Source organism: Acidovorax sp. BLS4 (assembly GCF_032929295.1).
Lineage (GTDB): Bacteria > Pseudomonadota > Gammaproteobacteria > Burkholderiales > Burkholderiaceae_C > Paracidovorax.
The window spans coordinates 2,854,197-2,876,791 of the sequence record NZ_CP136797.1 but is presented as its reverse complement, the minus strand read 5'-3'; the positions used below and the strand labels follow the sequence as shown (position 1 = coordinate 2,876,791).

Sequence of the window (22,595 nt, the reverse complement as noted above, 5' to 3'; positions counted from 1 at the left end):
GCGGCCTACACCGCAAGGTACGCGCGGCGCACGTCCTCGTTGCGCGACAGCGCCTCGATCGGGCCCTCGTAGCGGATCTGGCCCTTTTCCAGCACATAGGCCCGGTCGGACACCATCTCGGCAAAGCGCACGTTCTGCTCGGACAGCAGGATGCTCGCGCCCCGGGCCTTGAGCTGCAGGATCGTCTGCGCCATCTGCTCGACGATCACGGGCGCCACGCCCTCGGAGGGCTCGTCCAGCAGCACCAGGTACGGGTTGCCCATGAGCGTGCGCGCCACGGTGAGCATCTGCTGCTCGCCGCCGCTCATCTGCCCGCCGGGCCGGTCCTGCATGGCGCCCAGGTTGGGAAAGAGCCGGTACAGCGCGGCGGGCGTCCAGGACGGCGCCTCGCTGCCGTCGGGCCAGCGCCGGGGCGGCTGGCGGCCGACCTCCAGGTTCTCGGTGACCGTGAGGTCGGCGAACACGCGCCGGTCCTCGGGCACGAAGCCCAGGCCCATCCGCGAGATCTCGTAGGGCTGCAGGCCCGCGATCGGGCGGCCGAGAAAATCCACCCGCCCCTGCCGCCGCGCGAGCAGCCCCATGATGGCCTTGAAGGTGGTGGACTTGCCCGCGCCGTTGCGGCCCATCAGCGCCACGACCTCGCCACGGCGCACCTGCAGCGACACGTCGAACAGGATGTGCGCCGCGCCGTACCAGGCGTTCAGGCCGGAGACCTCCAGCAGCAGCGGCGGCGTCGGCGCGGGGGCCGTCATGCCGCGCCCTCCGGCACCGCTTCCCGGTGCCCGCTCTTTTCCCCGAAGGTCGTGCCGGCGCCCAGGTACACCGCCTGCACCCCGGGGTGGTTGCGGATCGCGTGGGCATCGCCCTCGGCGATGAGCCGGCCCTGCGCCAGCACGATGATGCGGTCGGCATGGGCGAACACCACGTCCATGCTGTGCTCGGTGAACAGCACCGCCATGCGGCGCTCGGCCACGAGCCGCCGGGTGAGCGCCATGAGGTCGCTGCGCTCCTGCGGCGCCATGCCGGCGGTGGGCTCGTCCATCAGCAGCAGTTGCGGATCGTTGGCCAGCGCCAGGGCCAGCTCCACGCGCTTGACGTCGCCGTAGGCCAGTTCGCTGCACGGGCGGCCGGCCTGTGCGTCCATGCCGACCTGGGCCAGGAGCGCCATCGCCTCGGCGCGGTAGTGCGAGGCGGCAGGCCGCCAGAGCGCGAACACGCGCCGGTGGTGCGACAGCAGCGCCATCTGCACGTTCTCGACCACGGTGAGCGAGGCGAACGTGGCCGCGATCTGGAAGGTGCGGCCCACGCCCAGGCGCGCGATGGCGCGGGGCGGCAGGCCCAGCAGCTCGCGCCCCTGCAGCTGCACCGAGCCGGCCGTGGCCTTCGTCTGCCCGCCCACCATGTCGAAGGTGGTGGACTTGCCCGCCCCGTTGGGCCCGATGAGCGCGAGCAATTCCCCCGCCGCCAGGTCGAAGCCGATGCCATCGACGGCCTGCACGCCGCCATAGGATTTGCGCAGGCCGCGCACCTGGAGCAGCGTCATGGCGACGGCCCTTCGGGGATGGCGGGCGCCACCGCCGGTCGTTCGGCCCGGCGCTGCGCGATCTGCTGCGCGAAGCCCGCGATGCCCTGCGGGAAGGCCAGCACCAGCAGCAGGATCACCCCGCCGAACAGCGCGCGCCAATACTCCGTGGCCCGCAGGATGGCGTCCTGCAGCACGCTGAACGCCGCCGCGCCGACGATGGGGCCCAGCAGGGTTTGCAGGCCGCCCAGCAGCACCATGACCAGCCCGTTCACCGACTGGCCCACGGCCACCGCCTCGGGCGAAATGCTGCCCTTGGAGAACGCGAACAGGCTGCCCGCCAGGCCGGCGAACCCGCCCGCGATCACGAAGGCCATCCACTGCACGCGCCGCACGTCGATGCCCACCGCCTCGGCCCGCAGCGCCGAGTCGCGCCCCGCGCGCAGCGCGTAGCCGAACGGCGCGAACAGCACGCGCCGCAGCGCCAACACCGACAGCCCCACCAGCGCCAGCGTGAGGTAGTAGTAGGCCGCGCCGCCCAGCCACGGCGCGGGCCACACGCCGATCAGGCCGTTCGAGCCGCCGGTGACGGCGTCCCACTGGAACACCACCGACCACACGATCTGCGAGAACGCGAGGGTCAGCATGGCCAGATACACGCCCGACAGGCGCACGCAGAACCAGCCGAAAACCAGCGCGCCGGCCCCGGCCACCAGCGGCGCGAGCGCCATGGCCAGCGGCATGGGCATGCTGAAGGCCTTGAGCAGCACCGCGGCGCCGTAGGCGCCCAGCCCGTAGTAGGCCGCGTGGCCGAACGAATGCAGGCCGCCCGGGCCCATGATGAAGTGCAGGCTCACCGCGAAGAGCACGGCCACCAGCACGTCCTGCGCCAGCACCGTGGCATACGGCAGCCAGGCCGACAGCAGCGGCAGCGCGGCCAGGGCCGCCAGCACGGCCACCACCGCGGCCCGGAACAGCGGCGTGCCCGGGCGCAGCGGCGCCTCCGCCGGCGCCGAGTTGCGGCTCACGGCCTGGGGCCGCCCCATCAGCCCCCAGGGCCGGAACACCAGCACCAGGGCCATCACCAGGAACTCCACCACCAGCGTGAGCTTGGAGAACGACACCTCGATGCCGAACCACTGCACCATGCCCAGCCCCACGCACAGCGCCTTGATCTCGGCGATCAGCAGCGCGGCCACGTAGGCGCCCGGGATCGACCCCATGCCGCCCACCACCACGATCACGAACGCCTCGCCGATGGCGCGCAGGTCCAGCGCCAGGCTGGCCGGCTCGCGCGGCAGCTGCACCGCGCCGCCCAGCCCCGCGAGCATGGCGCCCAGCGCGAACACGCCCGTGAAGAGCCACGCCTGGTTGACGCCCAGGGCGCCGAGCATTTCGCGGTCCTGCGTGGCGGCGCGCACCAGCGTGCCCCAACGCGTGCGCGTGAGCAGCAGCCACAGCAGGCCCAGCACCAGCGGGCCCAGGGCGATCAAGAACAGGTTGTAGGCCGGGTACTGCCGGCCCATCAGCTCGATCGAGCCCGCCAGGCCCGGCGCGCGCCGGCCCAGCAGTTCCTCGGGGCCCCAGAGCCACAGCACCGCATCGCTCACCACCAGCACCAGCGCGAACGTGGCCAGCAGCTGGAACAGCTCCGGCGCGCGGTAGATGCGCCGCAGCAGCACCACCTCCACCAGCGCGCCGAAGGCGCCCACCGCCAGCGCCGCCAGCAGCAGGCCGAGCCAGTAGCCCAGCGGCCCGCCGGCCAGACCCGCCAGACCCGCCATGTGCTCGACCAGCGAATACGCCAGGTACAGGCCCAGCATGTAGAACGAGCCGTGCGCGAAGTTGACGATGCGCGTCACCCCGAAGATCAGCGACAGGCCGGCCGCCACCAGGAAGAGCGACGACGCCTCGGCCAGCCCGTTGAGCAGCTGGGTCAGGAAGCCGGAGAAATCCATCGCGGGCGGAACGGGGCGCGGCGGGGTCGCGGGCGATCGGCAGGCCGGCGCGTCAGGGCGCGGGGCGCAGCGCGCGCACCTCGGCCTCGGGCGGCAGCAGGGTATCGCCGGGCACGTAGCGGTAGTCGACCATCACGCCCTTGCCATCCTTGAGCGCGATCTTGCCCACGTACACGCCCAGCGTGGACTGGTGGTCGATCGCGCGGTATTCGATGGGGCCGTCGGGCGTGGACACCTGGAGGCCGCTGAACGCCTTGGCCAGCGACTCGGCATCGGTCTTGCCGCCCGCGCGCTTCACGCCCGCGGCCAGGGACTGGATGGTGTCGTAGCCGATCAGCGCGCCCAGGCGCAGGTCTTCCTTGCCGTACTTGGCTTGGTAGGCCGCGACGAAAGCCTTGTGGGCCGGCGTGTCGATGCTGTACCAGGGGTAGCCGGTGACGATCCAGCCCACGGGCGCCTCGTCGCGCAGCGGCTCCAGGTACTCGGGCTCGCCGGTCAGCAGGCTGACCACCGGGGTGCTCTTGAACAGGCCGCGCGTGGTGCCTTCGCGCACGAACTTGGCCAGATCGGGGCCGAACAGCGCGTTGAAGATGGCGTCGGGCTTGGCATCGGCGATGGCCTGGGCCACGCTGCCGGCGTCCAGCTTGCCCAGCGGCGCGGCCTGCTCGGTGACGAACTCGATGCCGGGCTGCTGCGCCTTCATGCGCTTCTTGAACGTGTCCACCGCCGACTGGCCGTATTCGTAGTTGGGGTACACGATGGCCCAGCGCTTTTTCTGGAGCTTGAGCGCCTCGGGCACCAGGGCCGACGACAGCATGTGGGTGGACGAGCGCAGGCGGTACGTGTAGGCGTTGCCGTTGTGCCAGGTGATCTTGTCGGTGAGCGCTTCGCTGGCCAGGAAGAAGCGCTTCTTTTGCTTGGCGTAGTCGGACAGCGCCAGGCCGATGTGCGACAGGAAGCTGCCCGCCAGGATGTCCACCCGCTCGCGCGAGACCAGCTCGTCGGCCAGCCGCACGGCCTCGCCGGGGTTGGCGTTGTCGTCGCGCGTGACCAGTTCGAGCTTCCTGCCGCCGATGCCGCCCGCCGCATTGACCTCGTCCACCGCCAAGTGCATGCCCTTCTTGTAGGCCTCCAGGAACACCGGCTGGGCCTTGTAGCTGTTGATCTCGCCGATCTTGATCGTGCCCTGCGCCCAGGCGGAGACACCGGGAAAAGCGCCCAACACGGCGACACAGGCCGCAGCCAGCCAGCGCGCGCCGGCGCCCGCAACGAAACGGTGGGGAAAGCTCATGACAACTCCTAGCGAAATAAAGGGCGGGCCGACTTTTCCTGAGGGTCCACCGGCGCAACCGCGCAACCCCCCGATGCTGGCACATCCACCGCAAGCCCAGCCCCGAAAATCGCAGCGATTCCATGGCCTTGCGGATCGCATTGTCCCGCGTAGCGGCCGGCCCGGGCGACCCCGCCGGGCGCCGGCCGTGTTAAACATGCCGGACCGTCTCGCCACCGCCCTGCCCCGTTCGGCATGGCGGCCTGTCCTTCACTGCTTTCGGAATCTCCATGCGCACGCCTTTCGAACTCATCACCGCCCACTACGCCGCCTCCGCCCGCCAGGACATCGCCGCCATGATGGCCGACATGGCGCCCGACGTGCAGTGGACCGAAATGGCGGGTTTTCCATGCGCGGGCACCTGGGTGGGGCCTCAGCAGGTGATCGACAGAGTTTTCAAGGTGCTGGGCGCCGACTGGATCGGCTACCGCTTCGATCTGGAGACGTTGATCGATGGCGGCGACCGCATCGTGGGCGTCGGCAGCTACTCGGGCACCCATGGCCGCACGGGCAAGGCCATGCAGGTGCGGGCGGCGCACGTGTGGCAGGTGCAGGCCGAGCGAATCGTGCGCTTCGAGCAGTTCACCGACACCTTGCTGGTCGATCGTGCGATGGCTTGATTCCGGGCGCGAAAGCGATGCCCCGGTAGATGCTATTAAATTAATAGCTACATGCCCTAGGTATTATTGCGGTGGAGCCCGATTGGGGCATGCATCCAAAAGCCAGAGGCATGCCCGCCTGCGCCGCCCTCACTCCGAGAACGACGGCACCGCCACCGGCAGCGTCGGCGCCACCCAGCGGTAGCGGTCGTCCAGCACGTTGCGCTCCGGCATGGCACCGGCCCAGCCGATGTGCAGCAGATCGGCCAGGGTCCAGGCCGCCCAGTCGGCGCGGAACGGCCGCTGCGCCGTTGCGGCGGACACCGGCTGCGCCGCCGCGCTGCGCCAGATCACCGTGGGAATGCGGTAGCCCGAGGCGGTCGCGGGGCTGTGGCCCGCGCGGTCGCTGCCGTGGCCGACCTCCTGGCCGTGGTCGGACAGATACATCCACGCCCGGGACTCGCCCGGCCGCGCCCCGGCGCGCGCCAGCTGCAGCGTCTCGGACACCACGAAGTCGTGGTACAGCAGGGCCGCGTCGTACTGCTGGCGGTAGCGCCGCACCCAGGCCGAGCGGCCCTGGCCGGCCAGTTGCGCCTCGACCGCGTCCACGTGGTCGTCGAACGGGTTGTCGCCGCTCGGAAAGCGCAGCCGGTAATGCGGGTGCGCGCCCATCAGGTGCACCACGATCAGCTTGCGCTCGGCGGGGTCGTCCAGCGCCTCCTGCACGCAGTCCAGCAGCTCGCCGTCCAGCGAGGCGCCCGCGCGGCCCGGCGTGCGGTTGACCATGTCCACCACGTCGGCCAGGCGCGCATGCTGCTGCTCGATCGCCACATCGTCGTGGTTGCTCATCCACCAGACCTTGTAGCCCGCGGCGCGGGCCAGCGCCAGCACGTGCTGCCCGTCGGCCCGGCCCGGCTGCCCGAAGCCGAAGATGTTGGCCAGTGCCGGCAGCGTGCTGGCATCGACCGACCACGCATGGCGCAGCACGGCCATCTCCCCGCCCAGCACGCGCTGCTGCGCCTCCAGGCGCGGCGTGGTGGAGCGCGCGTAGCCGTACAGGCCCAGGTTGTCGCGGTTGATGCTGTCGGTCACCACCAGCACCACGGTGGACGGGCCGGGGCGCGTGACCGCGGGCGCCGCCTGCCGCGCCCGCTCCAGCAGGGCGCTGCGCTGGCGCTCCTGGTCGGCCCAGCCGCTGCGCAGGCCGTGGACCGCCGCGTTCCAGTGCATCCAGTAGGCGACCGGGTGCAGCCGGCGCCACGGCTTGCTGGCGTAGCCCAGGGCGCTGAGCGCCAGCAGTGCGCACAGCAGCGCCACCAGGCTTCGCGGCCAGCGCACGGCGGTGCGCAGGCCCCGGCGCGCGCTGCGGCCCACCAGCCACGCGGCGACCACCAGCGCCGCCGACCACACGGCCACCGAGCGCCAGTGCATCGACAGGTATTCGGCGCTCTCGCGGCCGGTGGTGTTGGCGGCCGCGCCGAGCACCAGCGTGCTGTCGGGCGCGGCCTGGTAGGCGTCCAGCAGATACGCGCGTGCCACGCCGTCGAGCGCGAAGGCCATGGCCCACAGCCACACGGCGGCGGTGCGCAGCCGGTGCACGGCGTCGCTGCGCACCGGCCAGGCCAGCCACAGCAGGGCGGGCAGGGCCAGCGCCATCAATTGCGCCACGCGGCGGCCATCGTGCCCGAGGGCCACCAGCGCCAGCACCGTGGCGGTGGCCAGGCCCAGGGCGCGCAGCGCCTGCCGCGGCGCGGGCGGCGGGGCCGCTGAAAAGGAGGAGGGGTCTGGCACGTTCGGGATCCGGCACGTCGGGTGGCGCGGATTCTGACAGCGGGCCAAGCCCCCGCACGCGCCAGGGCCGGCACGGCCCCAGGCCGGCAGGGGCTTCTATAATCCGCGCTCCCTTGGGGAGTAGCCGGCTTTCGTGCCATGTCTTTCGAGCGTTGTACGAAGGCGCCTGCGTCAACACACTCGGCATGCTGCATGCCGTGGCGCCGGCAACCGTTGCGGTTGGCGAGACCATCGGCATGCCACCGCGACGAAAGGTCGGGCAGCGGGGGCGTGCCTTTGCGCTCGCCCGGCCGTACAACGACGTCCCCACCATGAATTTCGCCTCCACCGCCTTGCTCGCGCTGGCCATGTCCACCGACGCCTTCGCCGCCGCCGTCGGCAAGGGCAGCACCCTGCAGAAACCCCGCTGGTCCGAAGCCCTGCGCACCGGCGCCATCTTCGGCGTCATCGAGGCCCTCACCCCGATCGCCGGGTGGGCACTGGGCTACGCCGCCTCGGGCTACGTGAAGGAGTGGGACCACTGGATCGCTTTCACGCTGCTGACCATCCTCGGCCTGCGCATGGTGTACGCGGCGTTCCAGGCGCCCGATGCCGAAACCGAAAAACCTGCCCGCCACGGCTTCTGGCTGCTGGCCGTGACCGGCTTTGCCACCAGCATCGATGCGATGGCCGTGGGCGTGGGGCTGGCGTTCCTCGACGTGGGCATCCTGCCCGTGGCGGCCGCGATCGGCCTGGCGACCTTTGCCATGGTCACGATCGGCGTGATGGTCGGCCGGGTGCTGGGAAACATCGCGGGCCGCTGGGCCGAGGCCGTGGGCGGCGTGCTGCTGATCGGCATCGGCTCGGTGATTCTCTACGAGCACCTGACCACGTTCTGATCCCGGCCCGCGCTACCCTTGCCGCATGACCCGTTTTTCCGACACCACCACCGCCCTCGTGCAACTGGCCACGCTGGACTCCGCCCTGGCCCGCTGCCGCGCCCCGGGCGGCAGCGCCACCGAGCTGAGCGCCACGGCCCGCGCGCAGGACGCGCTGCTGGCCGCCCTGCCCCCGCGCTATGCCGAGGTGCTGCACGGCCTGCTCGACCGCCTCGAATCGAGCGCGCTGTTTTCCGAGGAAAGCTGCTCGTTCAGCCAGAAGGACCTGCTGGACAGCCTCCAGCAGTGGGTGGACAAGGCCGGGGACGCGCTGCGCCAGGCGGGCTGACCGGGCCGGCCATCGCGCCCCGTCCACTGCCCCATCCACTGCCCGGTCACCGCTCGGCGCGGCCCGCCCACTTCTCCCGGGCGATGTAGGCGCGCACGCCCAGGCCCAGGAACGGCGCGGGCGGCATGCGCGCAGGGGTGCCCAGCGCCAGGGCGTCGGCGATCAGCGGATGGTCCTGGCCCAGCGCCAGATCGGCCGCGAGCGCGCCCAGCACCGTGTGCTTGACGATGCCCACGCCGTTGCAGCCCGCCACGCCGTGCACGTTGGAAGCAAAGCGCCCCCAGCGCGGCGCGCCGTTGCGCGTGATGGCGATGGCGCCTTCCCAGAAATGCGCGAGCGGCACGTCGGCCAGCTGCGGAAACCGCGCATCGAACACGGCCCGGTGCGCGCGCCGCACGCGCTCGCGCACGGTGGCGGCCACGCGAAAGCGCGGCGCGTATTCGAAGCCCTGGCGCACCAGCAGGCGGTGGTCGTCGGTGTAGCGCAGCGTGGCGCCGGCCACGGCGTTCACCGGCGTCACGCCCCAGCCCTGCGGTGCGCCCAGGCGCTCGCGCTGCGCGGGCGTGAGCGGCGCGCTCAGCGAGCCGAAGGTGGCCAGCGGAAAGGTCTCGCCCTGGAACAGGCCGAGCTGCTGCGCAAAGGCGTTGCTGGCCACGATGAGCTGCGGCGCCTCGATGCGTCCCTGCGTGGTGTGGGCCACCACCGCGTGCGGGGCGATGTCCAGCGCGTGCACGGGCGTGTTCTCGTACAGCGCGACCTGGGCGGGCAGCGCATCGGCCAGGCCCCGGCACAGCGCGGCCGGGTTGAGCAGCACCGTGCCCGGCGTGTACAGCCCGGCGGCGAAGTAGCGCGTGCCCAGGCGCGCGGCGAGCGCATCGCGGTCCAGCCGTTCGTGCGGCTCGCCCAGCGCGCGCAGCTCCTGGGCATGGTGGTCCAGCGTGCGCCCGGCCGCGGGCGACACGGCACAGTGGTACTTGCCCGCGCGGCGCCACTGGCAGTCGATGGCGTGCGCGGCGATGTGCCGCTGCAGGTCGGCCATGCCCGCGGCCAGCAGGCGCTGGTAGTGCGCGGCCTGGCGCAGCTCTTCGAGCGAACTGCCCACGTTGTGCGGCACGTCGATGGCGAAGCCGGAGTTGCGGCCCGAGGCGTTGTCGCCCACCATGCCCGCATCGACCAGCACCACGTGCGCGTGCGGGCGCAGCTCGGCCAGGCGGCGCGCCGCGGCCAGGCCCGCGCACCCGGCGCCCAGCACCAGCCAGTCGGCCCGCACGGGGCCCTGCAGCGCCGGACGCGGCGCGCGCGCCGGCAGGATGGCCGACCAGCCGTTGGTGGCATCGTCGACCGGCAGGCGCAAGGGAGTGGGACGCGGTGTCGGCAAGGCGATCGAAAGGCGCTGCGGGCGCTCAGCGCGCCCCGCAGGCCTTGCACAGCTGCAGCGCCAGCCGCTGCAGCGCCTGCCAGCCATCGGCGGGCCAGTCGGGCGCCTTGAGGCCCTTGACGATGCCGTCCACCGTGTGCGCGGACTGCAGCAGCCGGGCCGCAGCGGCGTCGGAAAAGCGCGGCGCGATGCGCTCGAACAGGCGCTCCTTGGGGCCCCAGATGCGGTTTTCGCGCAGGGCGATGGGCAGGGGCTTGCCGGCGTTGAGCGCGTCCTTCACGCGCTTCAAGGCGCGGATGTCCTCGGCCAGCGCCCAGTGCACCAGCACTTCGGCCTCGCCCTCGGCCTGCAGGCCATCGAGCATGCGCTGCACCCGGGCCACCTGGCCCGAGAGCACCGCCTCGGAGAGCTTGAACACGTCGTAGCGCGCCACGTTGAGCACCGCCGCCTCGACCTGCGCCCACGACAGCTCGCCGGGCGGGTGCAGCAGCGCGAGCTTGGCGATCTCCTGGTGCGCGGCAAGCAGGTTGCCTTCCACGCGGTCGGCGAAGAACTGCAGCGTGCGCTGGCCCTCGTCGCCGCCGGCCACGCGCTGGCCCTGCAGCGACAGGCGCTGGGCGATCCACTGCGGCAGCGCGGCGCGCTCCACCGGGTCGATCTGCACCGAGATGCCTCTGCCGTCCAGCGCGCTGAACCAGCCCCCGGTGCGGGTGGCCTTGTCCAGGCGCGGCAGCATCACCAGGGTGAGCGTGCTGTCGTTGCCCTGCGCGGCCTCGGCGATCTGCTGCAGCGCGGCGCCGCCGTCCTTGCCGGGCTTGCCCGAGGGAATGCGGATCTCCACGATCTGCTTGTCGGCAAAGAGGGAGAGCGAGCCGCCGGCCGCCAGCACGGCGCTCCAGTCGAAGTGCGCGCCGGCCACGGTGTGGCTGCTGCGCTCGGTGTAGCCCTGGGCCCGCGCCGCCGCGCGGATGGCGTCGGCCGCCTCCTGCTGCAGGAGCGGTTCGTCGCCATGCAGGGTGTAGAGCGACCGCACGCCCTTTTGCAGGTGCGCGGCGAGCTGGTTCAGAGCGACTTGCATGGGAGCGGCCTGGGCAGGATCTTTGAATGAAACAGGCCGCACGCCCTAGAAAAACATGCGGTTGCAGCTATCAAATCAATAGCAATCAGGGGGCCGACCATCAAACCGGGCGCGCCGCGGCGAGCCGGCGCAGCAGCTGCTGCACGAGGTCGGTCTGCATGTTGCGGTACAGCAGCGCCTCTTCGGCCTCCTTGGCGAGCGCGATGCTTTCGTTGTAGCTCACGTCGCGCTGCTGCAGCAGCTCGGTGTCGGGGATCAGCTCCGCGCCCTGCTGGTTGCGAAGGCGAAAGTGGATGCGCAGGCGCAACTGCAACTCGCGCACCTGGCCCGAGGCGTTGTAGCCCACCACCACGCGCTCACGCTGCTCGGACAGCAGCTCGAAAATGGCGTCGGCCGTGGTCTTTTGCGTGGGATCGCGCAGCACCGTGAGGTTGCCGCCCGCGCCCTGCAGCGTGCGCTGCAGCTCGCGCGCCAGGGGCGAGCCGCCGCCCGCCTCCACGTAGAGCGAGCGGAACTGGAACTCGGGCGCGCGGCGCAGGTGAAAGCCGCAGGCGGCCAGGGGCGCCACGGCCAGCAGCGACAGGAGGGTGCGTTTTTGCATTGTCAGATGACCACGTTGACCAGGCGGCCCGGCACGACCACGATCTTCTTGGGCGTGGCGCCGTCCGCCTGCTTGACGAAAGCCTCGCTCGCGAGGGCGGCGCGCTCGATCTCGGCCTTGTCGGCCGAGGCGGGCACGCGGATGGAGCCGCGCAGCTTGCCGTTGACCTGCAGCATCAGCTCCAGCTCGTCCTGCACCAGCGCATCGGCATCGGCCTGGGGCCACGGCGCATCGAGCAGGTCGCCCAGCGCGCCGGCGTAGCCCAGGCCGCTCCACAGGCTGTGGGCGATGTGCGGCGTGGCCGGGTACAGCACGCGCAGCAGGATGCCGAAGCCCTCGATCAGCGCCACGGGGGCGCCGGCGCTGTCCAGGGCCTTGAAGTCCTCCAGCGCGTTGATCATCTTCATCGCGCCCGAGACCACGGTGTTGTACTGCATGCGCTGGTAGTCGTAGTCCACCTGCTTGAGCACGGTGTGGACCTCCAGCCGCAGGGCCTTGGCCTCCTTGCCGAAGGGCACGTCCTTCAGGGTGGTGGCGCCGGCCACGCTGGCCAGCGCCGCGTCCTTGTCGAGGGCCGCGAGCTTGAGGCCGAAGTTCCACACCCGGCGCAGGAAGCGGTAGCTGCCCTCCACGGCCGCGTCGTTCCACTCCAGCGTGGCCTCGGGCGGCGCGGTGAACATGGTGTACAGGCGTGCGGTGTCGGCGCCGTAGCGCTCGATGAGGTCCTGCGGATCGACGCCGTTGTTCTTGGACTTGGACATGGTGCCCACGCCCTCGTAGTCGATGGCGGTGCCTGCGGGCAGGCCGCCGACGGCGTTCTTGAGCTTCGCGCCCACGATCTTGCCGCCCTCGTCCACCACGTGCTCGACGTCGTGCGGCCAGAAATACTCCTTGCCGCCCTGCTCGGTGCGGCGCGAGTAGATGTGGTTGAGCACCATGCCCTGCGTGAGCAGCTTGGTGAAGGGCTCGTCGATCTTCACCAGGCCCAGGTCGCGCATCACCTTGGTCCAGAAACGCGCATACAGCAGGTGCAGGATGGCGTGTTCGATGCCGCCGATGTACTGGTCCATCGGCATCCAGTAGTCGGCGCCCTCGGCCACCATGGCCTCGCTGTTCTTCGGGTCGCAATACCGCATGAAGTACCACGAGCTGTCCACGAACGTGTCCATGGTGTCGGTCTCGCGGCGCGCGGCCTTGCCGCAGACCGGGCAGGTCACGCCGGCGTGAAAGCCTTCGTGGTGGTGCAGCGGATTGCCCGAGCCGTCCGGCACGCAATCGGTGGGCAGCACCACCGGCAGGTCCTTCTCGGGCACGGGCACGGCGCCATGCTCGTCGCAGTGGATGATGGGGATCGGCGTGCCCCAGTAGCGCTGGCGCGAGACGCCCCAGTCGCGCAGGCGCCAGGTCGTTTTGGTCTCGCCCAGGCCCTTTTGCGCGAGCGCATGCGCCACGGCCTGCACGGCCTCGGCGTAGGACAGGCCGCTGAAGCTGTCGGAGTTGACGGTGACGCCGCGCTGCTTGTCGCCGTACCAGTCCTGCCAGTGGTGGTAGTCGAAGGTCTCGCCATCGACCAGCACCACCTGCTTGATGTCGATGCCGTACTTGAGCGCGAACGCGAAGTCGCGCTCGTCGTGCGCGGGCACGCCCATCACGGCGCCGTCGCCATAGCCCATGAGCACGTAGTTGCCGATCCACACGGGCACTTCCTCGCCGGTGATCGGGTGCGTGACCACCAGCCCGGTGGGCACGCCCTTCTTTTCCTGCGTGGCCAGTTCGGCCTCGGTGGTGCCGCCGCTCTTGCACTCCTCGATGAAGGCGGCGATGGCCGGATTGCCCTGCGCCGCGCGCACGGCCAGCGGGTGCTCGGGCGCCACGGCGCAGAAGGTCACGCCCATGATGGTGTCGGCGCGCGTGGTGAAGACGTACATGCGCCCGTCGCCGATCAGCGTGCCGTCGGCCGCGCGGATGTCGTGCGGGAAGGCGAAGCGCACGCCCTCGCTCTTGCCGATCCAGTTCTCCTGCATGAGCTTCACGCGCTCGGGCCAGCCGGGCAGCTGGTCGCCGGTGACGAAGCCCAGCAACTCTTCGGCGTAGTCGGTGATCTTGAGGTAGTAGCCCGGAATCTCGCGCTTTTCCACCGTGGCACCGGTGCGCCAGCCCTTGCCGTCGATCACCTGCTCGTTGGCCAGCACGGTCTGGTCCACCGGGTCCCAGTTGACGACCTGGGTCTTGCGGTAGGCGATGCCCTTTTCCAGCATCTTGAGGAACAGCCACTGGTTCCAGCGGTAGTAGCTCGGGTCGCAGGTGGCGACCTCGCGCGACCAGTCGATGGCCAGGCCCATCGCCTGCATCTGCTTTTTCATGTACGCGATGTTGTCGTACGTCCACTGCGCGGGCGGCACGCCGTTCTTGAGCGCCGCGTTCTCGGCCGGCAGGCCGAAGGCGTCCCAGCCCATCGGCATCAGCACGTTCATGCCCTTCATGCGCAGCTGGCGCGCGAGCATGTCGTTGATGGTGTAGTTGCGCACGTGGCCCATGTGCAGCTTGCCGCTGGGGTAGGGCAGCATGGAGCAGGCGTAGAACTTCTTCCGGTCCGCATCCTCGGTCACGCGGTAGGCATCGGTGGCCGTCCAGTGGCCCTGCGCGGCGCGCTCGACCTCGGTGTGGTTGTATTTGTCTTGCATGGGTTGGCGGGGCCGCGGCGGTGCGGCCAGGAAAGAAAGTGAGCGGGGTGTCAGCCGGGGATTTTAGGCGCGATGCCGGCCGCCGGCGGCGCGAAGCGTTACACGGTGCGCGGCCCCGGCTGGCGCAGGGCCCGGCCGGTCAGCGGGCAGCGGCGGCAGCAGCGGGAGAGGCCGGAGCGGCGGAAGGGATGCCCGGCGCGGCCGGGTCCGCCACGAAGCCGATGCGCCGCAGGCCCGCGGCGTTGGCCGCCCCCATCACCTCGACCACCCGGCCATACGGCACGGCGGTGTCGGCGCGCAACTGCACCTCGGTGTCGGGCTGCTCCCTGGCCAGCTGCGCCAGGCGCGCGGCCAGCGCCTGCGGGGCGAGCGGCACGTCGTCCAGGTAGGCCTGGCCCTCCTTGTCGAGCACCACGGTGACCGACTGCGGGGGCGCGCCGGGCGTGGCGCCGTCGGCGCGCGGCAGGTCCAGCCGGATCGAACTGGCCAGCAGCGGCGCGGTCAGGATGAAGATGACCACCAGCACCAGCATCACGTCCACCAGCGGGGTCATGTTGATGTCGCTCATGGGCTGCGGCCCGGTGGTGCGTTCGAGTCGGCCGAATGCCATGGCGCGTGCGGGGCGGGAGTCCGTTGCCGGTCAGTCGTTCGCCGCGGCGGGCGGGGCGATGCCGGATTCGTCCAGCACCAGCTCGCGCAGGTCGCGCGCGAAGCCTTCCAGGTCGGCCTCGGTGCGGCCGATGAAGCGGCCGAACACGTTGTAGGCCAGCACGGCGGGAATGGCCACGGTCAGGCCGGCGGCCGTCATCACCAGCGCCTCGCCCACCGGGCCCGCCACGCGGTCGATGGTGATCTGGCCGGCCCCGGCCATGGCGGTGAGCGCATGGTAGATGCCCCACACGGTGCCCAGCAGGCCCACGAACGGCGCGGTGGAGCCCACGGTGGCCAGCAGCACCTGCCCGAACTGCAGCCGGCCCAGCACGCCGTGCAGTGCATCGCGCAGGCCGCGCGTCAGCTGCTGGGACAGGCTGCCGCGCGCAGCCAGCGTGGCGGGGGCCTGATTGGCGCCGGCCACGGCGCTGGCCGCCTGCACCAGCGGCATCACCAGGCCATCGCGGTCGAAGGCAGGCAGGCGCTCGGCCGCCAGGGCGATCGACGGGGCCTGCCAGAAGGCGGCGATGGCGCGGGCCGCATCGCGGCGGGCACGGCGCATCAGCAGGGCCTTCCAGACGATCACGACCCAGCTGGCGACCGACATGGCCAGCAGCAGCAGCGCGCTGATCTGGGTGACCGCGTCGCCCTGACGCCACCAGTGCAGGCCGTCCATCGCGTACGCGCCGGCCGTCAGGCGGCGTTCAGGCCCAGCACGTCGAACATGTCGAACAGGCCGGTCTGGTGCGCGGCGAGGAATCGGACGGCGCGCAGGCTGCCCTGGGCATAGGTCGTGCGGCTGGCGGATTTGTGGGTGATCTCGATGCGCTCGCCGGTGCCGGCGAACAGCACGGTGTGGTCGCCCACGATGTCGCCGCCGCGGATGGCGGAAAAGCCGATGCTCGACGGATCGCGCTCGCCCGTGATGCCCTCGCGGGCGTAGACGGCGCAGTCCTTGAGATCGCGCCCCAGGGCCTGGGCGATGACCTCGCCCATCTTGAGCGCGGTGCCCGAGGGCGCATCCACCTTGTGGCGGTGGTGGGACTCGATGATCTCGATGTCGTAGCCGGTGGACATGGCCTTGGCGGCCAGCTCCAGCAGCTTGAGCGTGACGTTCACGCCCACGCTCATGTTGGGCGACAGCAGGATGGCGGTGCGTTCGCTGGCGGCGGCGATCTCGGCCTTTTGCGCGTCGGACAGGCCCGTGGTGCCGATGACCATCTTGACGCCCGTCTCGGCGCATACCGCGAGGTGGGCCATGGTGCCCTCGGGGCGGGTGAAGTCGATCAGCACGTCGGCGTGGCGCAGGCCTTCGCGCACGTCGGCCGTGATGGCCACGCCGCTGGCATGGCCCAGGAAGGCGGTGGCGTCGGAGCCGATGGCGGGGCTGGCCGCCACGTCGAGCGCGCCGGCCAGCACGCATTCGCCGCCGGTGTCGCGGATGGCTTCGATCAGCATGCGCCCCATGCGGCCGGAGGCCCCGGCGACGGCCACGCGGCAAGGGGTGGAGGGGGATGCGTTCGGGGAAGTGGTGGCGGTCATGGAAAGATCAGCGGCTAAGCCGCAGGGCCGGTGTTCACTAGGCCCTGGCCGGCGGGAATCAGCGGGTCGACGATTCCAGCGGCGGGTAGCTGGACGGCGGCGTGGGCACGGGCGAATCGGCAGGTTCGGGCAGCGTGGCCGGTTTGGGGAACTTGGCCAGCTGGGCCTCGGTCGCCTCCAGCACCGGCACCTTGTTCTTGGGGGTCCGGGTGCCCAGGGTGGCGACGAACTCGGCCTCGGTGGGCATCTCGTCGCCCTCGGCGCGCTCGAACACATCGCCGTTGAAGAACACGGTCAGCTTGCGCGACTGCACCTCGACGCCGGGGCGCTTGAGCGTGAAGACGTATTCCCAGCGGTCGGCGTGGAACAGGCTGGTCACCAGCGGCGTGCCAAGGATTTCCTTGACCTGCTGGCGCCCCATGCCGGGCTTGAGCGCCTCGACCTGCTCGCGGGAGACGAAGTTGCCTTGAACCACGTCCACCTTGTAGGGAGTGACCAGGCTGGCGACGCGGTTGCTGGCGCTGTCGAAGCTGCCGCAGGCCGTCAAGCTGGCGCCGATCAACAGGGTCAGGGCCCAACGGGCGCTGCAGCGGGCGGAAACGGACATGGAGTTAGGCATAGGCGATATGATCCGACCCATTGTAGCGGCAGCTTCTCCCGGGCTTTGGCACGCTGGTTTGGTACACGGAAACCCCTGTCATGACGAACATCGACGAACTCAAGAGCACCGGCCTGAAGGCGACCCTGCCGCGCCTGAAGATCCTCGAGATCTTCCAGAAGGGCGCGCAGCGCCACATGACCGCAGAAGACGTGTTCCGCGTGCTGCTGCAGGAGCGCTCGGACATCGGCCTGGCCACGGTGTACCGCGTGCTCACGCAATTCGAGCAGGCGGGCATCCTGAACCGCAGCAACTTCGAAAGCGGCAAGGCGGTGTACGAGCTCAACGAGGGCCAGCACCACGACCACTTCATCTGCACGGTCTGCGGCAAGGTCGAGGAGTTCTACGACCCCGAGATCGAAAAGCGCCAGCAGCTGGTGGCCAAGTCGAAGGGCTGGGTGGTGCAGGACCACTCGATGGCGCTGTACGGCCAGTGCGCCACCTGCGCCAAGCTGGCCACCACGCAGCACCGCTGAGCAGCGGGCGCGCCGCCCGGCGGGCCCGGGACGCGGCGCGATGGTCAGGAGCCGTCGCGCTCCATGGCGCGGCGGTGCCGCTCCACGAATTCCTGGTAGGTGTCGATCCCGCGCAGGTTCAGGATGGTGTTGCGCACGGCCGCCTCGACCAGCACGGCGATGTTGCGGCCCGCCACCACCTGGATCACCACCTTGAGCACCGGCACGCCCAGCACGTCCTGCGTGAGGGGCTCGTAGGGCATGCGTTCGTAGTCGCGCTCCAGCGTTTCCTTGCGCACCAGATGCACGATGAGCTTGAGCCGCATCTTGCGCCGCACGGCGGTCTCACCAAAGATCGCGCGGATGTCCAGCAGGCCGATGCCGCGCACCTCCAGCAGGTTTTGCAGCAGGTCGGGGCACTTGCCTTCGATGGTGGTCTGGTTGATGCGGAACAGGTCCACCGCGTCGTCGGCCACCAGGCCGTTGCCGCGCGAGATCAGCTCCAGGCCCAGCTCGCTCTTGCCCAGGCCCGACTCGCCGGTGATCAGCACGCCCAGGCCCAGGATGTCCATGAACACGCCGTGCATGGTGGTGCGGTCGGCGAAGTGCTTGGACAGGTAGGCGCGCAGCACGTCGATGACGAAGGCCGACGACTCGTGCGTGGAGAACATCGGGATCTGCGCACGCTCGCACATGGACAGCAGCGCATCGGGCGCGACCTGGCTGTCGGCCAGCACCAGCACGGGCGGCTCCAGCGTGACGATGCGGGCGATGCGGCGCTTGCAGTCCTCGGGCGTCGCGTTGGTGAGGTAGGCGGTTTCGCGCTCGCCCAGGATCTGCACCCGGTACGGGTGGATGTAATTGAGGTAGCCCACCAGGTCGGCGCCGGAGCGCGCGGAGCGCACGGCCACCTCGTCGAAACGCCGCTCGGAGGCCCCGAGGCCGGCGACCCACTCCCACTTCAGCGGGCCGCGGAACTCCTCGAACAGGACATCGGCGCTGACGACGTTGGGTTTCACGGAAGGTTCAGCGTTTGCAGCGGCGGCGGCGGGGTCAGGCGGTGGCCTGGGCGGACTGCCAGCCGGCGATCAGGCCGTGCAGCTCGGCGGCATCGGTGCTGCCCTTGATGCGCTCGCGCAGCGAGCCATCGCTCAGCAGCTCGGCGATCTCGGACAGGATCTCCAGGTGCTTTTGCGTGGCCGCCTCGGGCACCAGCAGGAAGATCAGGAGCCCGACGGGCTGCTCGTCCGGCGCATCGAAACCGATCGGGTGGGCCAGCTGGAAGACGGCGGCCATCGGCGCCTTCAGGCCCTTGATGCGGCCATGCGGGATGGCGACACCGTGGCCCAGTCCCGTGGAGCCCAGCCGCTCGCGGGCGAAGAGGCTGTCGGTGATGAGGGCGCGCGACAGGCCGTGCTGGCTCTCGAACAACAACCCTGCCTCTTCGAAAGCGCGCTTTTTGCTGGTGGCATCGACGCTCACGAGCACTTGAGCGGCAGGCAGGATGGAGGCAAGACGGTTCATGGTGGAGGGTTGCGATTATGCACCCCCTAGCATAAACCCTGAGCACTTTGCGGGGGGCATAAAAAAAACCGCCCCTGGGGGCGGCGTGGCGAAGGGCCTGGCTGCTCAGGCCCCGGCACCCATCAGGCCACCAGCTCCCGCTTGATGGCGCCATGGTGGTGGTTCTGGATGCGGTCCTTGTGGCGGACCACCTGGCGGTCCAGCTTTTCCACCAGGTCGTTCACGGCCACGTACAGGTCGGAATGGGAACTCTCGGCGAACAGATCACTGCCTTTCACATGCACGTTGCATTCCGCGCGCTGGCGTTTTTCCTTCTCCTTTTGCTTCTCGACGGTGAGCAGCACCTTGACGTCGACCACCTGGTCGAAATGCTTGCTGATGATGTCCAGCTTTTCCGTCACATGGGCGCGCAATGCGGGAGTGACTTCGAGGTGGTGACCGCTGATCGTCAGGTTCATAAAACTGGCCTCCTGGGCTTGCGTTGAAGAAGCGCCGTCCTTAAAGGTCTGGTGGAAGGACGGCCCGGCGAAAGGTCAACTCATGCATGTGTTGGATTCACTATGCGCCCGCCCCCGGGCAATTGCAAACGCATACCGAAGTCGGCTGTCGGGTCTTGCCCTCCCAGGTGCCAAGGGCCGAAAAACGGCGCAAAATAGCCTGGCTTTGCTCCGCGGCACACAGCGCAGACGCCTTCGCGGGGCGCACCGCCGGCACGGCGCCCTGCCGACGCGATGGCCCGCCGTCCGCTGCGGTCCCGGCCCACGCCCCACCCTCCCGACCGCCCTGCACCGGCCATCCCGGCACGCGCCCTAAAATCGCGGGCTGGCCGGCCCTGCCGCCGAAAGCCGCGGCTTTCCCGTTCGCAATCGCTTCACCCACCATGACCCTGCCCCTTTCCTCCGCACTGCACACCTCCGCCCTCACGTCCCTGCCGCTGCTCGCGCGCGGCAAGGTGCGCGACAACTACGCCGTGGGCGACGACCGCATCCTGATGGTGGCCAGCGACCGCCTCTCGGCCTTCGACGTGATCATGGGCGAGCCGATTCCGGGCAAGGGCGAGCTGCTCACGCAGATGGCACTGTTCTGGTTCGACAAGCTGGGCCACCTGTGCCCCAACCACCTGACGGGCGACGATCCCGAGAGCGTGGTGACGCCGGACGAAGCACCCCAGGTGCGGGGCCGCTCGATGCTGGTGCAGCGCCTGCAGCCGATCCCCGTGGAGGCGGTGGTGCGCGGCTACCTGGCCGGCAGCGGCTGGAAGGAATACCAGGAATCGCGCGCCGTGTGCGGCGTGCAGCTGCCCGAGGGTCTGACCAACGCGGCCAAGCTGCCGCAGCCCATCTACACCCCGGCCGCCAAGGCCGCGATGGGCGAGCACGACGAGAACATCACCTTCGAGCGCACGGTGGAGATGATCGGCATCGAGCTGGCCACGAAGATCCGCGACCTCAGCATCGCCATCTACCAGGAGGCTGCGGCCATCGCGCTGGAAAAGGGCATGATCATTGCCGACACCAAGTTCGAGTTCGGCCTCGCGCCTGACGGCACGCTGGTGCTGATGGACGAGGTGCTCACGCCCGACAGCTCGCGCTACTGGCCCGTGGAAGGCTACGAAAGCGCTCTGGCCGCCGGCGAGAACCCGCCCAGCTACGACAAGCAGTTCGTGCGCGACTGGCTGGAGCAGACGCAGATCAACGGCAAGCCCTGGAACAAGACCGCGCCCGCCCCGCGCCTGCCGCGCGAGGTGGTCGAGAAGACCGCCGCCAAGTACCGCGAGGCGCTCGAGCGCCTGGTGGGCTGAACGCCCTGCCGCACGCGCCAAGGCGCAGCGGCATCCCGGCGGCCCGTGCGGCCGCCTCACTCCAGCTCGACAGCCTCCAGCCGCAGCAGCACGCGCGCCTCTTCGCCGAGCAGCAGCAGTTGCCGCCCTTCCTGGCGGTAGGTCCGAACTTCGTCCAGCGCTTGCAAAAAACGGCCCTCCAGGGTGGCCGTCTGCAGGCACAGCTGCAGGGTCGTGTTGATCTGCGTCATCCGCAGGCGCACGCCATCGACCGCGTAGCTCGCCAGAAAGCGGTTGCAGCCCCCTGCCCCGCGCGCTTGTCCCCCTTCGCTGTCCAGCACCAGATGCGGCTCGGGCGCGCCAGCGGGGGCCGGCGGCACGGCCGTGTCGTCGATTTCCACCAACCGCCAGTAGGTCTGCCGCAGCGGCACCTCGGCCTGCGCGGTCGCCTTGTCCAGAGGCAGGCGGTGCAGCTCGACATCCACGCGCCGATAGGCCGGGTCCGGCGGCAGCGGATGGATGCCATCGGAGGCGAACCGCACGTAGCCTTGCAGGGACAGCGAGGCGCGAACCCGGTAGCGCCCCGGCAGCAGCGGCTGCGTGAGCGCGGACCGGAAAGGGATCTGCAACTGGTACGGCGGCGGCCCCGGCAGCTCGATGCGCTGGCGCCCGAGCACCGTGGGCGGCGCGTCAGGACGCGAGACGTCGAGCAGCGCCGCCTCGAACACGGCGGGCTCGTCGGGCGGCACGTAAAGGCGCTCACGCGAGAACACCGTGCCGATGACCATGGCATCGGGCGGAGGCGATGTGGCGCAGCCCGCCAGGGCGAGAGCCAGCACCGAGGCCACGGCCAGGGCCGCCGCACGGGCCCGTTCAGCGCCCATGAACCGGGCGGCTTCGGTGGCTGGGGCGCCGGTCAGCTCAGCACCACGCTGGACAGGCGGCGGCGGTAGGTGGCGACCGTCGGGTCTTGCGGCGGGATCTGGCCTTCGGCCACCTTCACCCGGGGCGGCTCGATGATCTCGAGCACGGCCACATAGGTCTTGCGCGCGGCCTCGTCGCTCCAGGCCTTGTCGCGCATGAGGATTTCCAGCAGTTCGTCCATGGCCTCGGTCCAGCGCTGGTGCGCGATGAACCAGCGCGCACGGCCGAAGCGGGCGTCGAAATCGCGGCGGTTGGCGGCAATCCCGGCATCGAAATCGGCCAACGCCGAAGGGCCGTTTGCCTCCCTGGCCACGAAATCGATCGCATCCATCCAGGCCTTGAGCGCACCCAGCTTGCGCGATGCCGGGGCCTTGGCGATCACGGGGGCGAAGGCGACCTTGGCGTCGTCCTCGCGGCCCAGCTGCAGCAGCAGCTTCACGTAGTCGAAGCGGGCGTCGTCGTTGGCGGGGTCGGTGGCCACGGCGTGCTGCAGCTTTTCCAGCGCGGTGTCGGTATCGCCGTCGGCCAGCGCGTCCTGCGCCAGCTCCTCCTCCTGCTCGGCCAGGGCCGCCTCGGCGGTGGGCACGTGCTTGTCGAGGAAGGCCCGCACCTGCCCCTCGGGCTGGGCGCCCATGAAGCCATCGACGGGCTGGCCGTTCATCAGCAGCACGCAGGTGGGAATGCTGCGGATGCCGAACATGCCGGCGATCTGCTGCTCCTGGTCGGAGTCGATCTTCACGAGCTTGAAGCGGCCCTCGTACTCGGTCTCCAGCTTCTCCAGGATGGGCCCGAGCGACTTGCACGGGCCGCACCAGGGCGCCCAGAAGTCCACCAGCACGGGCACGTCCATCGAGGCGGCGATGACTTCGGTTTCAAAATTTTCTACGGTGACGTCGATCATGTGTTCAGGCCCG

Annotated in this window: 23 protein-coding genes and 1 riboswitch; of the genes, 5 read left to right on the top strand and 18 right to left on the bottom strand. The window is 70.3% G+C overall.

Translation table 11 applies throughout. The annotated features are described in order from the left end of the window. Positions 1–5: 5 nt before the first annotated feature. The 4 genes from R1Z03_RS13345 to R1Z03_RS13330 are packed head-to-tail and all read right to left on the bottom strand — an operon-like array spanning position 6 to position 4,771. Complete coding sequence (locus R1Z03_RS13345) at positions 6–752, bottom strand: ABC transporter ATP-binding protein (protein ID WP_317351600.1); 747 nt, start codon at positions 750–752, stop codon at positions 6–8. Further along, complete coding sequence (locus R1Z03_RS13340; RefSeq protein ID WP_284407312.1) at positions 749–1,543, bottom strand: ABC transporter ATP-binding protein; 795 nt, start codon at positions 1,541–1,543, stop codon at positions 749–751. Before R1Z03_RS13340 ends, R1Z03_RS13345 begins: the two co-directional genes overlap by 4 nt. Then, positions 1,540–3,480, bottom strand: coding sequence for an ABC transporter permease (locus tag R1Z03_RS13335; protein WP_317351596.1), 1,941 nt, complete (start codon positions 3,478–3,480; stop codon positions 1,540–1,542). The genes R1Z03_RS13340 and R1Z03_RS13335 overlap by 4 nt, the downstream gene beginning before the upstream one ends. Before the next feature lie 52 nt (positions 3,481–3,532). Beyond that, a complete protein-coding gene (locus R1Z03_RS13330; RefSeq protein ID WP_317351593.1) occupies positions 3,533–4,771 on the bottom strand; it encodes an ABC transporter substrate-binding protein in 1,239 nt (412 codons plus the stop codon). A 269-nt stretch (positions 4,772–5,040) separates the two neighbouring features. On the opposite strand from R1Z03_RS13330, the gene R1Z03_RS13325 reads away from it, so the two are divergent. Then, a complete protein-coding gene (locus tag R1Z03_RS13325; protein ID WP_317351590.1) occupies positions 5,041–5,430 on the top strand; it encodes a nuclear transport factor 2 family protein in 390 nt (129 codons plus the stop codon). Positions 5,431–5,559: 129 nt separating this feature from the next. Here the strand turns inward: R1Z03_RS13325 and R1Z03_RS13320 are convergent, their stop codons facing one another. Beyond that, positions 5,560–7,200, bottom strand: coding sequence for a sulfatase-like hydrolase/transferase (locus R1Z03_RS13320; protein ID WP_372588149.1), 1,641 nt, complete (start codon positions 7,198–7,200; stop codon positions 5,560–5,562). 113 nt (positions 7,201–7,313) lie between these two features. Further along, positions 7,314–7,495, top strand: a riboswitch (yybP-ykoY riboswitch). A gap of 16 nt (positions 7,496–7,511) precedes the next feature. Between R1Z03_RS13320 and mntP the strand changes: the two genes are divergently transcribed. Further along, on the top strand, positions 7,512–8,078 hold the full coding sequence (mntP, locus tag R1Z03_RS13315) for a manganese efflux pump MntP (protein WP_317351587.1): 567 nt from the start codon (positions 7,512–7,514) through the stop codon (positions 8,076–8,078). Between the two features lie 25 nt (positions 8,079–8,103). Further along, positions 8,104–8,406, top strand: a complete 303-nt coding sequence (locus tag R1Z03_RS13310; RefSeq protein ID WP_317351584.1) for a hypothetical protein — start codon at positions 8,104–8,106, stop codon at positions 8,404–8,406. A 46-nt stretch (positions 8,407–8,452) separates the two neighbouring features. On the opposite strand, the gene R1Z03_RS13305 is transcribed toward R1Z03_RS13310, so the two are convergent. The 8 genes from R1Z03_RS13305 to R1Z03_RS13270 all read right to left on the bottom strand — a co-directional run bounded on the left by R1Z03_RS13305 (position 8,453) and on the right by R1Z03_RS13270 (position 16,947). Further along, positions 8,453–9,760 carry an FAD-binding oxidoreductase gene (locus R1Z03_RS13305; RefSeq protein WP_317351581.1) on the bottom strand — a complete coding sequence of 436 codons (1,308 nt, stop codon included), beginning with the start codon at positions 9,758–9,760 and terminating at the stop codon, positions 8,453–8,455. Between the two features lie 49 nt (positions 9,761–9,809). Then, positions 9,810–10,862 (bottom strand): DNA polymerase III subunit delta, encoded by a 1,053-nt coding sequence (gene holA / locus R1Z03_RS13300; protein WP_317351579.1) that lies wholly within the window; start codon positions 10,860–10,862, stop codon positions 9,810–9,812. Between the two features lie 100 nt (positions 10,863–10,962). Continuing rightward, entirely contained in the window at positions 10,963–11,463 is a 501-nt protein-coding gene (lptE, locus tag R1Z03_RS13295; protein ID WP_272566755.1) for an LPS assembly lipoprotein LptE, read from the bottom strand. 2 nt (positions 11,464–11,465) lie between these two features. Then, positions 11,466–14,147 (bottom strand): leucine--tRNA ligase, encoded by a 2,682-nt coding sequence (gene leuS / locus R1Z03_RS13290; protein WP_317351576.1) that lies wholly within the window; start codon positions 14,145–14,147, stop codon positions 11,466–11,468. A 139-nt stretch (positions 14,148–14,286) separates the two neighbouring features. After that, entirely contained in the window at positions 14,287–14,757 is a 471-nt protein-coding gene (locus tag R1Z03_RS13285) for a biopolymer transporter ExbD (protein ID WP_317351574.1), read from the bottom strand. Between the two features lie 30 nt (positions 14,758–14,787). After that, entirely contained in the window at positions 14,788–15,474 is a 687-nt protein-coding gene (locus tag R1Z03_RS13280) for a MotA/TolQ/ExbB proton channel family protein (RefSeq protein ID WP_284407322.1), read from the bottom strand. 17 nt (positions 15,475–15,491) lie between these two features. Further along, positions 15,492–16,340, bottom strand: a complete 849-nt coding sequence (gene dapB, locus R1Z03_RS13275; protein WP_284431586.1) for a 4-hydroxy-tetrahydrodipicolinate reductase — start codon at positions 16,338–16,340, stop codon at positions 15,492–15,494. Between the two features lie 58 nt (positions 16,341–16,398). Then, positions 16,399–16,947, bottom strand: a complete 549-nt coding sequence (locus tag R1Z03_RS13270; RefSeq protein WP_284407324.1) for an outer membrane protein assembly factor BamE — start codon at positions 16,945–16,947, stop codon at positions 16,399–16,401. A gap of 92 nt (positions 16,948–17,039) precedes the next feature. Here R1Z03_RS13270 and fur point away from each other — a divergent pair, with 92 nt between their 5' ends. Continuing rightward, positions 17,040–17,474, top strand: coding sequence for a ferric iron uptake transcriptional regulator (fur, locus tag R1Z03_RS13265; RefSeq protein WP_272566748.1), 435 nt, complete (start codon positions 17,040–17,042; stop codon positions 17,472–17,474). 44 nt (positions 17,475–17,518) lie between these two features. On the opposite strand, the gene hprK is transcribed toward fur, so the two are convergent. The 3 genes from hprK to hpf all read right to left on the bottom strand — a co-directional run bounded on the left by hprK (position 17,519) and on the right by hpf (position 19,435). Continuing rightward, the gene (gene hprK, locus R1Z03_RS13260) at positions 17,519–18,472 is read right to left on the bottom strand and encodes an HPr(Ser) kinase/phosphatase (protein ID WP_272566747.1); all 954 of its coding nucleotides are present in this window, start codon (positions 18,470–18,472) and stop codon (positions 17,519–17,521) included. A gap of 34 nt (positions 18,473–18,506) precedes the next feature. Beyond that, complete coding sequence (locus tag R1Z03_RS13255) at positions 18,507–18,977, bottom strand: PTS sugar transporter subunit IIA (protein ID WP_272550568.1); 471 nt, start codon at positions 18,975–18,977, stop codon at positions 18,507–18,509. A 122-nt stretch (positions 18,978–19,099) separates the two neighbouring features. Beyond that, positions 19,100–19,435 carry a ribosome hibernation-promoting factor, HPF/YfiA family gene (gene hpf / locus R1Z03_RS13250; protein WP_272566746.1) on the bottom strand — a complete coding sequence of 112 codons (336 nt, stop codon included), beginning with the start codon at positions 19,433–19,435 and terminating at the stop codon, positions 19,100–19,102. A gap of 422 nt (positions 19,436–19,857) precedes the next feature. On the opposite strand from hpf, the gene R1Z03_RS13245 reads away from it, so the two are divergent. Next, positions 19,858–20,778 (top strand): phosphoribosylaminoimidazolesuccinocarboxamide synthase, encoded by a 921-nt coding sequence (locus R1Z03_RS13245; RefSeq protein ID WP_272566745.1) that lies wholly within the window; start codon positions 19,858–19,860, stop codon positions 20,776–20,778. Positions 20,779–20,834: 56 nt separating this feature from the next. Here R1Z03_RS13245 and R1Z03_RS13240 read toward each other — a convergent pair whose 3' ends face one another. Then, positions 20,835–21,641: an META domain-containing protein gene (locus R1Z03_RS13240; RefSeq protein ID WP_317351563.1), complete on the bottom strand. Its 807-nt coding sequence runs from the start codon at positions 21,639–21,641 to the stop codon at positions 20,835–20,837. A 32-nt stretch (positions 21,642–21,673) separates the two neighbouring features. Continuing rightward, positions 21,674–22,582, bottom strand: a complete 909-nt coding sequence (gene trxA / locus R1Z03_RS13235; protein WP_317351560.1) for a thioredoxin — start codon at positions 22,580–22,582, stop codon at positions 21,674–21,676. Positions 22,583–22,595: the final 13 nt, after the last annotated feature.